This is a genomic window from Belliella aquatica, assembly GCF_014637795.1.
GTDB classification, from domain to species: Bacteria; Bacteroidota; Bacteroidia; order Cytophagales; family Cyclobacteriaceae; genus Belliella; species Belliella aquatica.
On sequence record NZ_BMFD01000004.1, the window covers coordinates 293,185 to 308,404 of the forward strand.

Genomic DNA, 15,220 nt, shown 5'->3' on the forward strand with positions numbered 1-15,220 from the left:
TAGAGTTAGCACATGGAAAAAGTCAAACCTAAAAAACACCTTGGACAGCATTTTCTCACTGATCTGAGTATAGCAGAGAATATTGCCAAGGCAGTGAAAGGACATGGAGGAGTAAAAAAAGTGCTAGAGATAGGTCCTGGAATGGGGGTTTTGACTGATTTTCTTATTGCTCAAGAATGGGACTTATACCTTGTAGATATTGATAAGGAATCGATTATCTATCTGAATCATAAATATCCAAAACTATCAGATAAGATTATTGATGGAGATTATTTGAAAGAAAATTTCGAGCCAATCATGAACGGTCCTTACGCTGTAGCGGGTAATTTTCCATACAATATTTCTTCACAAATATTTTTCAAAATATTGGAAGTAAGAAATCAAGTGACAGAAGTGGTATGTATGTTGCAAAAGGAAGTTGCCGAGCGGATTGCTTCACCTAAAGGAAATAAAAGCTATGGAATATTGTCTGTGCTGCTTCAGGCATATTATGATATTGAATATCTTTTTACGGTACCTCCGGGAGTTTTCAATCCTCCACCTAAGGTAAATTCAGGTGTAATTAGGCTGACTAGAAACAACACAAATAAATTAGAATGCGATGAAAAACTCTTTTTTAGAGTAGTGAAGCAGGGTTTTAGTACAAGAAGAAAGACATTAAGAAATGCCATCAAGAGCATGGGTATTTCTGAAGAGCTCAAGGCAGACCCAGTGTTGGATCTTAGAGCGGAACAACTTGGAGTGGAAGTTTTTGTCGCGTTAACCAATAAAATTCAGAAATCTTGGAATCAATAAAAATATTTGAATTATCGAAAGAGTACCTAGAAAGTCTCCGAGATGCCATCGAAATAGAAGACAATAACTTCATCAAGGAATCTCTTGATGGAGCAAATGAAGCAGATATTGCGGCTCTTCTAGATGAGTTCAATATGGAAGAAGCCCTTTATGTCTTGCGTTTGCTTGACAATGAAGTCGCAGCAGATATTTTAATCGAACTTGACGAAGATTCTTTGATTAAGGTGGTGAAGGAGATGGAACCTTCAGAACTAGCCTTATACATTGATCAGATGGATTCTGATGATGGCGTTGATATATTGAATCTCTTTTCGGTAAGGGAAAGAGAAGATATTATCAGTTATTTGCAGGAGAAAGAAAAATCTGCCCATATACTCGATCTTCTTCGCTATGATGAAGACAGTGCAGGTGGATTGATGGCCAAGGAATTTATCAAAGCCAACCAAAACTGGAATGTCATTCAAACCATAGAGGAGATCAGAAGACAAGCTGAGAAAGTTGAGAAAATCTATTCCATTTACGTCGTTGACAATAAACAGCATTTGCTTGGTAGGGTTTCTTTGAAGAAAATCATTTTAGCTTCCTCTGACACCAAGATTGCTGATATTTATGATCCTGAATTGATATCAGTTCCGACACACATGGACGAAGAGGAAGTAGCTGAAATCATGCGAAAATATGATTTGGAATCTATCCCTGTGGTGAATGCTAAAAACAAACTAGTCGGCAGAATTACTGTTGATGACATTTTGGATGTGATTCGTGAGCAATCAGAAGAAGATATGCAAGCGATGACGGGTATTTCATCTGATGTAGAAGAATCGGATAGCATTTTTAAAATTTCAAAAGCAAGATTACCATGGTTGTTGATCGGCGTAATTGGAGGATTGATGGGTTCTCAGATTATTGATATTTTTGAAGAAGGATTGCAGAAATATGTAACCTTAGCGGCATTTATTCCTTTAGTAGCAGCAACAGGCGGAAATGTTGGGATTCAATCTTCTTCTTTGGTCGTACAAACATTGGCCTCAAAGTCGGTTTTTGATGATACACCTTGGCAAAGATTCATAAAAGGATTTCTAATCGCCTTACTCAACGGACTTGTCTTAGGCTTGTTCGTGTTCTTAGTCGTAGTTTTTATCATGGGAAATGAAAAAATATTCGGACTTACGATAGGTTTTTCTATGTTTTGCGTGGTTTTGATGGCCTCATTTATGGGGACGGTGACTCCATTGATTCTTGATAAATTTGGAATTAATCCAGCTATAGCTTCTGGTCCGTTTATCACTACCGCCAATGACCTTTTTGGTCTTGCTATTTATTTTGGTATAGCGATGTGGCTCTTGAATTTGTGATCCAAAACTAGCCTTTGGTTTAGGAAAGATTACTTATGATGATTATTAAAAATATGATCTCTTAAACAGAAGAGATTTTAAGTAAGAAATTAACTTCAAAAAATTACTACGACTTAACGAATGTCTTTAGTGAAAATTTTAGTGTATTTGTACTTGATTCTACTGATGGGCTTATCACAAGCATTGTTCGGCCAATCACCCCCAAACATCCTTATAGCCTACCATTCAGTAACAGGTAAAACGCAAGCAATGGCTGAAGCGGTCGCAAAGGGAGTAGGAGAAATCCAAGGCGTTGAATATATTCTCAAGCCTATAACTGAGGTGACTGAAGTAGAAATACTAAATGCTTCTGCCATCATTCTAGGTTCTCCTGTCTACAATGCTAATATGACGCCCGAATTACAATCCTTTATCAATTCCTGGCCCTTTGAAGGAAGACCCTTGAAAGACAAAATAGGAGCAGTATTCGTAACGGGAGGTGGATTTTCGATTGGAGAAGAAGCAGTGATGTTCGGTATGATCAGGGCCATGATGATCCATGGGATGATTATCGTTGGTGGAGATGAATTGGAAGCTGCTTTTGGCGCTTCGGCGATTACAGGGGAAGTTGAATTTGCTGATAAGGATGTGCAAGACATCTTTCTAAAAAAAGCCGAAGGTTTGGGTAAAAGGGTAGGGGAATTACTTGTTAAATAAGCTTTACCAAGGCTTCAATTTTATTTTTATCAAAACTATTTTCTCTTCTTTCAATGCATCTTTTTGTTATCAAAAAAAAATGAGTTTTGAATTGGATAAAATTATTTGCTTAGCTAACCAATACAAATTTTCAAGTTTGAGACAAACTACAATCAGTATTTAGGTTGAGAAATTTCCAGCTAAATACAATCCAAATCTCTTTTTTTCTAGCTCTAAAAGTAAATCACAAAAACATAAAAACTAGAATACTAGTAAAATTTAAATCGAAGTACTTTTTCCTATATTTACTCCCTTAACCACTAGCGCTATGAAAAAAATAAGTCAAAACCTTTTAATCTTAAGTTTAGGAATGAGTATCGCATGTTCGCAAGAAAAATCAGAATTTCAGTATCCCGACGTTCAGCCTCCTGTGGCAACTGTCAAGCCCTTTGAACTCACGGCCAAACATGGTCATGTCAGGGTTGACAATTACTACTGGCTCAATGATCGTGAAAACCAAGAGGTAATCGACTACCTCAATGCTGAAAACACCTACATGGACACGATGCTGTCACATACTAAGGATTTTCAAAATCAACTTTTCAAGGAAATGAGAAGTAGAATCAAAGAAGACGATTCTTCTGTACCCTACAAATTAGATGATTATTATTACTATTCACGCTACGTAGAAGGTGGGGAATATCCGATCTATGCTCGGAAAAAGGGATCGCTTGATGCCGAAGAAGAAATTGTGATGGATGGAAATGAATTGGGCAAAGGAAAATCTTTCCTCAATTTTTTCACTTCTGTAAGCGAAGACCATAATCTTGCTGCAATCATCATGGATACGCAAGGAAGGAATTTCTATACAGTAATGATTAAAGACCTAACAACTGGGGAGATGTTGCCGGATAGGATTGAAAATATTAGAAGTTCTGCCGTATGGGCAAATGACAATAAGTCTTTCTATTACTCCATTCCTGATCCGGTTACTTTGAGAAATTTCCAGGTGAAAAGACACATTCTCGGTCAAGATGCAAGTCAAGATGAAGTGATTTTTGAGGAAAAAGATCAAACATTAAGCTGTGGTGTGGGCAAAACTAAATCTAAGGAATATATCATCATTGGATCGGGAAGAACAGATGCTTCTTATGCCATGTATTTCCCTATTGATAAGCCAGTGAAACCTATACTAATCGCTCCACTTCAAGACAATGTACAATATGATGTTGATCATGCTGGTGGCGAGAATTTTATGATTTATACCAATCAGAATGCTGTCAATTACAGATTAGTGGAAGCACCAATTTCTAATACAGCCATTGCCAACTGGAAAGATGTCATCCCAAACCGTTCTGATATATTCTTGGAAGGAGTAGATTACTTCAAAGAATATATGGCTGTACAGGAAACCAAAGAAGGACTAGCCAAAATCAGAATTATTAAGTATGAAGATCAATCCTCTCATGAATTGGAATTTGGAGAGCCTGCTTATACTGCTAGCTTAGCGTATAACCCTGCTTTTGACACTGATGTAGTTCGTTATTCTTATACGTCCATGACTACGCCTAACTCGGTATATGATTATAACATGGAAAATCGAGATAAGATCTTGATGAAAGAACAACCTGTTTTAGGAGATTTCAATAAAGAAAACTACCAAACAGAGCGTGTCATGGTGACTGCGAGAGATGGTAAAAAAGTACCTATGTCCATCGTATATCGCAAAGATAAATTCAAGAAGGATGAAACGATGCCAGGTTGGATTTATGCATATGGTTCTTATGGCTATTCCATGGAAGCTACATTCAGTTCTTCTAGATTGAGTTTGTTAGATAGGGGAATGGTATATGCCATCGCTCATATTCGTGGAGGACAGGAAATGGGAGGGGATTGGTACGAAGATGGGAAGATGATGAATAAGAAAAACTCTTTCTATGATTTCATTGATTGTTCCAAATGGCTTCAGGATAATGGTTACGTGGCTAAAGATAAACTCTTTGCTTCAGGCGGAAGTGCAGGTGGACTCCTTATGGGTGGTATTTTGAATATGGCTCCAGAAGTTTACAAAGGTGTGATTGCCGCAGTTGCTTTTGTAGACGTAGTGACCACCATGATGGATGAAACGATCCCTCTGACTACATTCGAATGGTTAGAATGGGGTAACCCAAATATCCAAGAGCAATATGAATACATGCTTTCATATTCTCCTTATGACAATGTGGAGGCCAAAGACTACCCACATATCTTAGCCACCACAGGTCTCCATGACTCACAAGTTCAATACTGGGAGCCAGCTAAATGGGTTGCTAAATTGAGGACGTTGAAAACAGATAAAAATAATTTATTCCTTTATACCAATATGGATGCAGGCCACGGTGGTGCCAGTGGCCGATTCGAAAGGCTCAAAGAAGTCGCTCTTGAATATGCCTTTGTCTTCGATATCTTAGGGATTAAAGAATAGATACTATTTAGAAGTGATTTATAAAAGGCCGATCGAGAAATTTGATCGGCCTTTTTTATTTCTAATTAACCCGCTTCACTATGATCAATCTAATATATACTAATACCCAAGGCTAATTATCTTTTAATGATTGTTGGCGATTATTTGTGAAAACTGAAATGTCTAAAATTTTTAACTGAATGATCTCAAACAATTATATTCTTGATTTATTACAACAAAAATTAAAATAATTCAATGATTTATACTTGAAAATACCCATAACAGGGTATTTTTTTAAATAAAAGTTATCTCTACCTTTGTCAAGGGTGATTAAGCAATTTTTCTTTGGCATTAGCCAAACAACAAAACTTCAAAGGGCTATATTTTTTAGCCCTTTATTTTTGTCCATAAAAAAGCCCCTTCGATATCTACCGAAGAGGCTATTATTATTTAATAATTTAAAAGAGTCAAAGTTATACCTCGATAAACAAGTATCTTAATCCAATTAACCCTCTATTGTGTACTAAGTACGATATACAAAGTACCAAGTAAATCACTAACCATAAACAGCAAGTCCGCCTAGGGTGGAATTGATCCTTTGACGTTTAACGCCTCTAACCTTTCAACCTTAGAACTTTCCCAGCTTTTCAATTACTCTTAAACCAACCTTTCAACGGTTCAGCCAAATCTTTCAATTTTATTTTATGGGAAAATTCCCAAATCAGTGTAGCTAATGGCTATTCGCTCGATTGCTAGGATAAATGCAGCTGTCCTCAAGCTTTGAATATTTTTTTCTTTTCGGGTCTTGTTCATAGCATGATAGGCTTCCACCATTGTTTCTTCCAAACCTGATAAAACCAAGTCTCTTTCAGAAGCACCTTTGATCAATCCGTCTCTCTCTTGATCTGTAAACTGCTCTCCAGTAGCATTTTCAATGGTCCCTAGAAGTTTTCTGTATTTTTCCATATCATAACGTTTTTCTAGTTTCCCAAATGAAACACGAGAAAGGTTTTTCAACCATTCAAAGTAAGAAACAGTCACACCTCCTGCATTCAAATACATGTCAGGGATGACCATTATACCTTTTTCCATCAATATTTTCTCAGCTTCTTGGGTTACAGGACCATTGGCAGCTTCTCCAATAATTTTGGCTTTGATTTTGGCCGCGTTCTCTAAAGTAATTTGATTTTCTAATGCTGCAGGGACAAGAATATCACATTCATAAGTTAAAAGTTCTGCACCGTTTTTTACAAATTCTCCTTTTGGATAACCTTTAAAACCTTTATTTTTCAATTGATAGGATTTCAAAGCTTCGATATCAATTCCATCAGGATCTACAATACCACCATTCCATTCTGCTACAGCAACAATTTTAGCCCCTGATTCTTGGATGTATTTGGCAGAATAATAGCCCACATTTCCTAAACCTTGGATGATTACAGTTTTACCTTTCATACCTGGTTTAAGTCCAATAGCTTCCATATCTTCCTCGACATTTACAGCCTCTCTTATTCCAAAAAATACACCCTGACCCGTAGCTTCTGTTCTTCCATCAATACCATGTTGCGACAAAGGCTTACCTGTAACACAACCTTTGGCATTGATCAATTCAGGATTAAACGCTTCAAAAGTATCTACAATCCACGCCATCTCTCTTGCACTTGTACCATAATCTGGCGCAGGAACATCGATTGCGGGACCAATAAACTTCTTCTTGATCAATTCTGATGTGTAACGACGTGTGATTTTCTCTAATTGATTGACATTATATTTCAATGGATCAATTCTGACTCCTCCCTTAGCACCACCAAATGGAACATTGACTAAGGCACACTTGTAGGTCATCAAGGCAGCAAGTCCTTTGACTTCGTCTTCATTGACATGTTCACTATAACGAATACCACCTTTTACAGGAAGTTTATGGTGAGAATGCTGAACACGATATCCTGTTAAAGTTTCGTAGGTTCCGTCATCATTTCTCAAAGGGAAATTGAACTTATATATACTGTTACATTGCTTAATTTGCTCAATTAAGCCTGGGTTTAGATTCATATGTTTAGCAGCATCGTCAACGAAACCACAAACATCAGTGAATAAACTGTAATCTTTTTGCTTACTCATAAAAATCGATTTTTGGTTATTATCCTAAGTTACGAATCATTTATATGAAGTTGAAAGTATTCAGCTCAAATCATTTGATTTAAACCTCTTCAGTCTCATTATCAGATTTCTAATTTTTCTAATTTTTGATAATCGGTGCTAATTTTTCCCAAATTCTATCCAAAAAAGTGAAAGAAACCAAGGAATTATCAGCGTCTAAGCCCATTCTTACTAAAACAAGGTTTTGGGAAGGAACGACACACACGAATTGTCCATCACGACCTAAACCGCAAACCATGTCTGACGGAGCATGTGTAAAAATGGGTCCCGGTATTTTTGCTTGAGGACCTGGTACCATAAAACTTGATTTGCCATTCAACCACCACAAGTAACCATAGCTTTCATTTAAGCTTTGGGAAGTTTGAGTCATTTGATCAAAAAATTCTTGACTACTTAATATGGAATCTTCTCCCCATTTGCCCTTAGCCAAAATCATCAAACCAAATCTTGCCATCGATCTTGAAGTACTGAAATATACATTGTTGAATCCTAAGCGTTGCCAAGATCCTTTCATTCCTATTTTTGAAGCTACCTTTGCATCAAAGTAGCTGGTAAAAGTTTGTCCGCTTGCTTCAGCGATTACCTCGTCCAAAATGGTATAAGGTGCATTATGATAAGCCCATCTTGTTCCTGGCTCAGCTTTGTAAATTAAGCTTGATGGTGTGAAATCATCCTTATTTTCTACCATATCGTCCAAGCCAGTTGTCATAGTCAATTGATGCCAAATAGTGATTTTTTGTTCTTGCTCCAAAGACAAGGAAGTCCAACCTTCTCCCAAATATTTAGAGCTAGACTCTTCTAAATTGAGTAAACCTTCTTCCTGAGCAATTCCAGTGAGGGTGGCGGTCAGTGTTTTTCCAGCAGAGGCCCAATACCAGTTGGAACTCACTCCAAAGGGCTGAGACCCGATCAACTGTGTTCCAAAATACTGTTCTAAAACAATCTTTCCGTCTTTCAATACAATAAAACCACGCGTATTTCCATCTTGAAGGAGTTGGTAAAGTTCATTTACTTTCGAAGTATCCCAACCTAAGGAAGCTGGATCGGTCTCCTCCCATGTCTCAGAGTTATTCGGAGGGAAATATAGTCCAGATGAAATGGGTTCTTCTTTTTCTTTGCAAGCGAAGAAAAATAAAACGATGATGAAGTATGCCAAATATGAATAGGATCTTTTCACGAAGCTTATGTTTGATTCAAATAAAATTAAACATTAAAAAACGAATAAAAAAGAGTGTTTAGAATCCAAAAAAGTTTAAAGTCGAACCTTTGTTGATCTTTTTAGAAATGAAATTGTAAAATGTAAAAAAAGGGGAGAGAAATACAGCTTTTTTGTATATCCCTCACCCCTTGTGTCTTATATTTTAAAATCAGCCTTTGTTAAAGCTTCTCAATTTGACTTGTGTAAACTTCCTTTTGGTATCTAATGGGAAATCACCTTTCATCATCCAATCATAGTAAGAAGGTTCTTCTTTGAGTACCTGCTCGATTGTTTTTCCTTTGTGCTTACCAAAATTGAAACACTCTTCACCATCATTGTTGAAAATAAAGCGTCCTGCCAAATCGACCATTTTCTCGTTGAGAAGGAGATGAATTTTCTTCATGTCATTTTCAAGTACCCCTAATTTATTACCTAATAAATCAACAGCCTCTTCACCAGCATAGCGTTCTATCTGAGCTTTGAACACCTCATAAGTCGCAACTGTATCCGCTTCAGCGCTATGGGCATTTTCGAGCGTCTTACCACAGTAGAATTTGTAGGCAGAACTTAGATTTCTCTTTTCCATCAAGTGGAAGATTTTCTGCGCATCGAGTAAGTTTTTCTTTTCAATGTCAAAGTCAATTCCAGCACGAAGAAATTCTTCTACCAACAAAGGAATATCATACTTCAAAACATTAAAACCTGCCAAGTCAGCACCTTCAAAAAATTGAAAAAGCTCTCGAGACGCCTCTTTGAAAGTTGGGGCGTCTTTGACATCCTTATCATAAATACCATGAATCAAAGAAGATTCCAAAGGGATTGGAATAGTAGGATTGATCTTCATGGTTTTGATTTCTTCCTTTCCTCCAGGATGCACTTTAACAATAGAAATTTCCACTATCCTATCAGTAGAAATATTGATGCCTGTGGCTTCCAAGTCAAAGAAAGCAATTGGAGTGTTGATATTTAAATTCATCTTATCGTTTTTGATTTATTTTTTCTTTTAAAACTGTCAAATCCATGTCATCATAATTGCCAGAGCTCATCAAAAGTAAGTTGGTATCAATATAGATTTGATTTTCTAGGTATTCCTTGAGAAGCGCAATGTCAGTAAAAAGCTTCAAATCTTTGCGCTGAAATCCAGTTCTGAGCGTTTGCTCATCCATCAACTCCAGCTTTTTCAAAGATACGGCTTTTGGATTTAAATAGATAATCGCTTCATCAGCCATTTCAAATGTACCAGCATAATTGGAGACAAAGTCTTTATTCAAAGAGCTGTAAGTATGTAATTCCTGAACAGCAATTAGTTTTCTATCTGGAAATTGATTTTTGACAGCCTCAACTGTCGCTTTCAATTTGGATGGGGCATGGGCAAAATCTCTAAACATGATACCTGAATCTGACTCAGCTAGAATTTCTTGTCTTTTAGCAGCACCTTTGAAAGTTTGTATATGTGTATAAAATTTTTGAGGAGAAATACCGATTTGCTCACAGATATAAAGGGCGCCTTGTAAATTCTGAAGGTTATGATCGCCAAAAATATGAATGGGAACTTCTTGATCTCCATTCAGAAGAATCGTCTTCCCATTTTCAATTCGATTTGGATGTGAATTGTACGGAATCAGATTGACTCCTTCGATTTCACATGTCTCACCGATACGCTTTACGATGGCATCTTTTTCACAGTAAATAAATGTCCCTGTGGATGGTGTCATCTCTACTAATTTCTCAAACTGCTCAACGTAATTTTCAAATGTTGGGAATACATTGAAGTGGTCCCAAGCGATGCCCGACATCAAAAGAATATCATGCTGGTAGTGGAAAAATTTTGGTCTGCGATCAAGTGGAGAGGTCAAGTACTCGTCACCTTCGATAATGATGATGGGTGCATCTGATAACCGAACCATCAAGTCAAAACCTTCAATCTGCGCACCTACCAAATAATCAAAATCAACGCCCTCACATTTCAATACATGTAAAATGATTGCTGTGATGCTTGTTTTTCCATGACTTCCTGAGATGACTATTCGCTTTTTATCCTTACTCTGATTGTAGATAAATTCTGGAAAGGAATAAACAGGAATACCCAATTCCTGTGCACGGATCAATTCTGGGTTTTCTTGGCGGGCATGCATACCCAAGATGATTCCATCAAGATCTTGACTTATTTTCTCAGGAAACCATCCTTTAGCTTTTGGCAAAATCCCTGCTTTTTCCAGTCGGGTGCGAGAGGGTTCGTAGATCTCATCGTCTGAGCCGCTGACTTTATAGCCTTTTTCTACCATGGAAAGTGCCAAGTTGTGCATCACTGCTCCTCCAACGGCAATGAAATGATATTTTTTGGACATTGTGTATGTAATTTTTATTAAAACCTGAGGTTAGAACAGTCTGGATTCTATCAATGTGGAAAGCTAACTATTCCAAACATTTTTTCTTTTGATCTGAGCAAGAAATTCCAATACTGTGTTAGAATTAATTGAAATTTTGAAAACACTGAGAAATAGAAATAATCTACAAAGTTTCAGAAATACTTTTCTGCATTTGATATTGAATTGATTTAAAGTTGGTTAATCAGGATTGTTGATAACTCGTGCATAAATTGTTTAAAACCTTTTGAATAAACAGATTACATTTGTTCATATGGCAGAGAATAAACCTCAGGGAAAAGACAGACTATTAGGCCGAAGAAAACCTGATTTGGCAGGAATAACAGGAGTAGGGAAACTACCTCCTCAGGCGATTGAATTGGAAGAAGCAGTGCTTGGTGCATTGATGCTTGAAAAGGAGGCATTGACCCAAGTTGTAGATATTTTGAGGCCCGAAAGCTTTTATAAAGAAGCTCATAAAGAGATTTACAATGCCATTATTGACCTTTTTACAGAAAGTCAACCGATTGATTTGTTGACTGTCACAAATCAGTTGAGAAAAAATGGTAAGCTAGAAATGGCTGGCGGGGCATTTTTTATTACAGAATTGACTTCGAAAGTTTCTTCTGCTGCCAATTTGGAGTTTCACTCTAGGATTATCACCGAGCAAGCCATGAAGCGTGATATGATTAGAATTGCTTCAGAAATTCAAAAAGAAGCATTTGAAGATACGACTGATGTTTTTGAGCTATTAGATAAAATGGAGCAATCCCTTTTTGAGATATCTGAGAAAAATATCAGAAAAAATTACTCTGACATGCGCTCGATTATGAAAGCTGCGATCATGGAGTTGGAGGCAAGAAAGGGTCAGAAAGACGGGCTTACAGGTGTTCCAAGTGGATTTACTGCTTTGGATCGCGTGACATCAGGTTGGCAAAAATCTGACTTGGTTATTATTGCTGCAAGACCTGCAATGGGTAAAACAGCTTTTGTCCTCTCCGTTTTGAGAAATGCGGCTGTAGATCACAACCGACCTGTTGCTATATTTTCCTTGGAAATGTCCTCAGTTCAGTTGGTGAACAGGTTAATTTCTTCAGAAGCAGAATTGGATTCAGAGAAAATCAAAAAAGGAAATTTGGCTGATTACGAATGGGAGCAGCTTGTACATAAAACCGCAAAATTATCGAAGGCGCCACTTTTTGTGGATGACTCTCCTGCATTATCGATTTTGGAATTGCGCGCTAAGTGTCGAAAACTGAAAGCTCAGCATGATATTCAAATGATTGTAATAGATTATTTGCAATTGATGTCGGGAGATTCTAAGTCTAGTGGCGGAGGTAACAGGGAACAAGAGATTGCGAGTATTTCACGTTCTTTGAAGATGATTGCAAAGGAATTGGCTGTGCCAGTTATTGCACTTTCTCAGCTATCGAGAGCAGTAGAAACAAGAGGAGGGGACAAGAGACCTCAGCTTTCGGATTTGAGAGAATCTGGTGCCATCGAGCAAGATGCGGATATGGTAATGTTTTTATACAGGCCAGAATATTATGGCATCAATGAAGATGAAGATGGTAATTCTACCATGGGCGTTGGTGAAGTGATTATTGCGAAGCACAGAAATGGTTCTCTTGAAACGGTTAAACTGAGATTTATTGGTAAGTACACACGTTTTACAGACTTAGAACTAAATGTCCCCTACAAACCTCAGGATGCCCTTTACGGAAGTAAGTTTCCAAGCAGTGCAGGTGGTCAAGGTTTTGACTCAGGTAATACCATTCGCCTTCAATCCAAAGCAAATGGTGGAGACAACGATGCTCCATTCCCAGGTGGCTTCGGAAGTGACGAGCCAGCACCTTTTTGAGAAAAGTGATATTAGATCTGAGATGTGAGACATGAAATTTAAGACTTTGCAATGAATGTGAGTGACCATTTCTAATTATCAGTATATCCCAAAAACACGAAGTAGATGAATACAAAAATTTCTAAAGAATTACATTTGCTCAATCTAAAATCTACCCTCTAAAATTTAAAATCTTAACGCTACATTCCAAATGAAATCAATCGTACTAAATACAGATCTTGAAGATAAAATCGCACTTGTTGAGTTAGAAATTCCAGGTCTAGCAGAAGATGAAGTATTGGTCAGGGTAAAAGCGGCAGCATTGAATCACCGAGACGAATGGTGTCGACAAGGGCTTTATCCTGGATTGAAAAACGGAGTTGTATTGGGTTCAGATGGAGCAGGGATTATTGAAAAAGTTGGAGCAAAGGTAGATTCATCTTGGATTGGGCATGAAGTACTTATTAATCCATCTAATAATTGGGGAGAAGATGCTAAAGCTCAAGCAAAGGATTTTTCGATTTTAGGAATGCCCGAAAACGGTACTTTAGCAGAATTTGTAAAAGTTAAAGCGGACAGGGTTCATGCAAAGCCTAAGCATCTGAACTGGGAAGAAGCGGCTGCTTTACCTTTAGGAGGACTGACTGCATTTCGCGCTGTGATGGTTCAAGGTGCATTGTCAAGAGGGCAGAAAGTTTTGGTAACAGGTTTTGGTGGAGGCGTAGCGCAATTTGCGACGCAATTTGCTATAGCAGCTGGAGCTGAAGTTTATGTGAGTAGTAGTTCAAAGGATAAACTTGACGTAGCAAAAGAGTTAGGAGCAAAAGGAGGGTTCAATTACACCGATGAAGCTTGGACAAAGCAGGCTTTGGAGCAAACAGGTGGATTTGATCTGATCATAGATAGCGCGATGGGGGATACTTTGAATAATTTAATCAAAGTCAGTTTACCTGGTGGAAAAATTGTTTTTTATGGAGCAACCAAAGGTAATCCATCATCAGTTGATGCTAGAAAGATTTTTTGGAATCAATTGCATCTGATAGGAAGTACTATGGGTTCAGACGAAGATTTTGATGCCATGCTGAAATTTGTTGAGGGAAGAAATGTCAAGCCTGTCTTAGATCAGATTTTTGCTCCAGAAGAGGCTGTATTTGCATTTGATAAAATGAAAGCCGGACAGCAACTAGGTAAAATAGTCATTAAGTTCAGTTAGTTTCAATCTAAGTCATTTTCAATCAAGAAGTTTTGGTAGGTGTTTTGAAGCTCTCTTAATGCATGGGCATCGTTTTGAGTTTTTGCCAAAGCTATTCCGCTTTCATATATTTTTTTGGCATCCTCGATCAAATTCATTTCAGAATACAGAGAAGCAGCATGAAAATAGGTAGGTAGGTAAACCTTGAACTCATTTAAGAGTTTATTAAAATAGAACAAAGCCTGTTCTGGATTTTGTGTTCTAAATTCCAACGCAAGCGCGTACCAATTAAAAGGATTTTCGGGCTCTTGTTCAGCATAACTTTTAAGTGCTTCAATGCGGGACAAATTGCTCATGGTTTCTTTTTAATTAAAGGCTTAATCACTAAATTCACGCAATTTATAAAAATTAAATAACCTAAATATACATAATGAAAATTCTTGTCTGTATTACACACGTACCGGATACCACATCCAAAATTCAGTTTACTGACAATAACACCAAATTTGATAAAAATGGTGTTCAGTTTATCATCGGCCCATATGATGATTACGCATTAGCGAGAGCAGTAGAGCTGAAAGAACAATTAGGCGCGACTTTGACAGTTTTGAATGTAGGAGAAGCAGAAACTGAGCCGACATTAAGAAAAGCATTAGCCATAGGTGCTGATGATGCTATCAGAGTTAATTCTTTTCCTAAAGACTCACTTTTTGTAGCGAAGCAAATCGCAGCCATAGCTAAAGAAAATAATTACGATTTGATCTTGATGGGTAGAGAATCTATTGATTTCAATGGTGGAATGGTTCACGGGATGGTAGGTGAATTGCTCGATATGCCATCAATTTCGCCAGTGATGAAGTTAGAAATCGAAGGAGAGACAGTGAAAATGGCAAGGGAAATTGAAGGTGGAAAAGAGTATTTAGAAGCCAAGTTACCTTTGATTGCAGGATGTCAAGAGCCAATTGCTGAGTGGAAGATTCCAAATATGCGTGGAATTATGTCTGCGAGAACAAAACCATTGAATGTAGTTGAGCCTTCGGATGATAGCACATTCACATCCGTTCATGAATTTCAACTTCCCCCTGCAAAAGGAGCTGTGAAATTAGTCGACAAAGACAATGTTGAAGAATTAGTGAAGTTGTTGAAAAACGATGCCAAAATCCTTTAATTCTTCCATTTCAAATCATTAAACTCAA

At 37.5% G+C, this 15,220-nt stretch carries 12 protein-coding genes; 7 read left to right on the forward strand and 5 right to left on the reverse strand.

Annotation, left to right across the window (positions count from 1 at the left end; genetic code table 11):
- The first annotated feature begins 12 nt into the window (after positions 1-12).
- The 4 genes from rsmA (at position 13) to IEV57_RS07955 (ending at position 5,289) form a co-directional block, all read left to right on the forward strand.
- Positions 13-795 (forward strand): 16S rRNA (adenine(1518)-N(6)/adenine(1519)-N(6))-dimethyltransferase RsmA, encoded by a 783-nt coding sequence (rsmA, locus tag IEV57_RS07940; RefSeq protein WP_188441428.1) that lies wholly within the window; start codon positions 13-15, stop codon positions 793-795.
- The gene (mgtE, locus tag IEV57_RS07945; protein WP_188441430.1) at positions 783-2,150 is read left to right on the forward strand and encodes a magnesium transporter; all 1,368 of its coding nucleotides are present in this window, start codon (positions 783-785) and stop codon (positions 2,148-2,150) included. Before rsmA ends, mgtE begins: the two co-directional genes overlap by 13 nt.
- Positions 2,151-2,270: 120 nt before the next feature.
- Positions 2,271-2,846: a flavodoxin family protein gene (locus IEV57_RS07950; protein ID WP_188441432.1), complete on the forward strand. Its 576-nt coding sequence runs from the start codon at positions 2,271-2,273 to the stop codon at positions 2,844-2,846.
- 307 nt (positions 2,847-3,153) lie between these two features.
- Positions 3,154-5,289, forward strand: a complete 2,136-nt coding sequence (locus tag IEV57_RS07955; RefSeq protein WP_188441434.1) for a S9 family peptidase — start codon at positions 3,154-3,156, stop codon at positions 5,287-5,289.
- A gap of 681 nt (positions 5,290-5,970) precedes the next feature.
- Here IEV57_RS07955 and IEV57_RS07960 read toward each other — a convergent pair.
- The 4 genes from IEV57_RS07960 to IEV57_RS07975 form a co-directional block, all read right to left on the reverse strand.
- Positions 5,971-7,389, reverse strand: a complete 1,419-nt coding sequence (locus IEV57_RS07960; RefSeq protein ID WP_188441435.1) for a Glu/Leu/Phe/Val family dehydrogenase — start codon at positions 7,387-7,389, stop codon at positions 5,971-5,973.
- Between the two features lie 118 nt (positions 7,390-7,507).
- Entirely contained in the window at positions 7,508-8,605 is a 1,098-nt protein-coding gene (locus tag IEV57_RS07965; RefSeq protein ID WP_188441437.1) for a serine hydrolase domain-containing protein, read from the reverse strand.
- A 190-nt stretch (positions 8,606-8,795) separates the two neighbouring features.
- Complete coding sequence (locus IEV57_RS07970; protein WP_188441440.1) at positions 8,796-9,602, reverse strand: 3'-5' exonuclease; 807 nt, start codon at positions 9,600-9,602, stop codon at positions 8,796-8,798.
- Position 9,603: 1 nt separating this feature from the next.
- Positions 9,604-10,974 carry a UDP-N-acetylmuramate--L-alanine ligase gene (locus IEV57_RS07975; RefSeq protein ID WP_188441442.1) on the reverse strand — a complete coding sequence of 457 codons (1,371 nt, stop codon included), beginning with the start codon at positions 10,972-10,974 and terminating at the stop codon, positions 9,604-9,606.
- A gap of 292 nt (positions 10,975-11,266) precedes the next feature.
- Here IEV57_RS07975 and dnaB point away from each other — a divergent pair, with 292 nt between their 5' ends.
- Positions 11,267-12,853 carry a replicative DNA helicase gene (dnaB, locus tag IEV57_RS07980; RefSeq protein ID WP_188441444.1) on the forward strand — a complete coding sequence of 529 codons (1,587 nt, stop codon included), beginning with the start codon at positions 11,267-11,269 and terminating at the stop codon, positions 12,851-12,853.
- A 190-nt stretch (positions 12,854-13,043) separates the two neighbouring features.
- A complete protein-coding gene (locus IEV57_RS07985) occupies positions 13,044-14,045 on the forward strand; it encodes a zinc-binding dehydrogenase (protein WP_188441445.1) in 1,002 nt (333 codons plus the stop codon).
- Between the two features lie 2 nt (positions 14,046-14,047).
- On the opposite strand, the gene IEV57_RS07990 is transcribed toward IEV57_RS07985, so the two are convergent.
- A complete protein-coding gene (locus IEV57_RS07990; protein WP_188441447.1) occupies positions 14,048-14,380 on the reverse strand; it encodes a tetratricopeptide repeat protein in 333 nt (110 codons plus the stop codon).
- Positions 14,381-14,454: 74 nt separating this feature from the next.
- Between IEV57_RS07990 and IEV57_RS07995 the strand changes: the two genes are divergently transcribed.
- Positions 14,455-15,192, forward strand: a complete 738-nt coding sequence (locus tag IEV57_RS07995) for an electron transfer flavoprotein subunit beta/FixA family protein (protein WP_188441449.1) — start codon at positions 14,455-14,457, stop codon at positions 15,190-15,192.
- The last annotated feature ends 28 nt before the right edge of the window (positions 15,193-15,220 follow it).

What these genes read in the sequence shown, in the direction of transcription:
- rsmA (WP_188441428.1), top strand. Translation starts at nt 13, where the DNA reads ATGGAAAAAGTCAAACCTAAAAAACACCTTGGACAGCATTTTCTCACT.
- IEV57_RS07950 (WP_188441432.1), top strand. Translation starts at nt 2,271, where the DNA reads ATGTCTTTAGTGAAAATTTTAGTGTATTTGTACTTGATTCTACTGATG.
- IEV57_RS07955 (WP_188441434.1), top strand. Translation starts at nt 3,154, where the DNA reads ATGAAAAAAATAAGTCAAAACCTTTTAATCTTAAGTTTAGGAATGAGT.
- IEV57_RS07960 (WP_188441435.1), bottom strand. Translation starts at nt 7,389, where the DNA reads ATGAGTAAGCAAAAAGATTACAGTTTATTCACTGATGTTTGTGGTTTC.
- IEV57_RS07970 (WP_188441440.1), bottom strand. Translation starts at nt 9,602, where the DNA reads ATGAATTTAAATATCAACACTCCAATTGCTTTCTTTGACTTGGAAGCC.
- IEV57_RS07975 (WP_188441442.1), bottom strand. Translation starts at nt 10,974, where the DNA reads ATGTCCAAAAAATATCATTTCATTGCCGTTGGAGGAGCAGTGATGCAC.
- dnaB (WP_188441444.1), top strand. Translation starts at nt 11,267, where the DNA reads ATGGCAGAGAATAAACCTCAGGGAAAAGACAGACTATTAGGCCGAAGA.
- IEV57_RS07985 (WP_188441445.1), top strand. Translation starts at nt 13,044, where the DNA reads ATGAAATCAATCGTACTAAATACAGATCTTGAAGATAAAATCGCACTT.
- IEV57_RS07990 (WP_188441447.1), bottom strand. Translation starts at nt 14,380, where the DNA reads ATGAGCAATTTGTCCCGCATTGAAGCACTTAAAAGTTATGCTGAACAA.
- IEV57_RS07995 (WP_188441449.1), top strand. Translation starts at nt 14,455, where the DNA reads ATGAAAATTCTTGTCTGTATTACACACGTACCGGATACCACATCCAAA.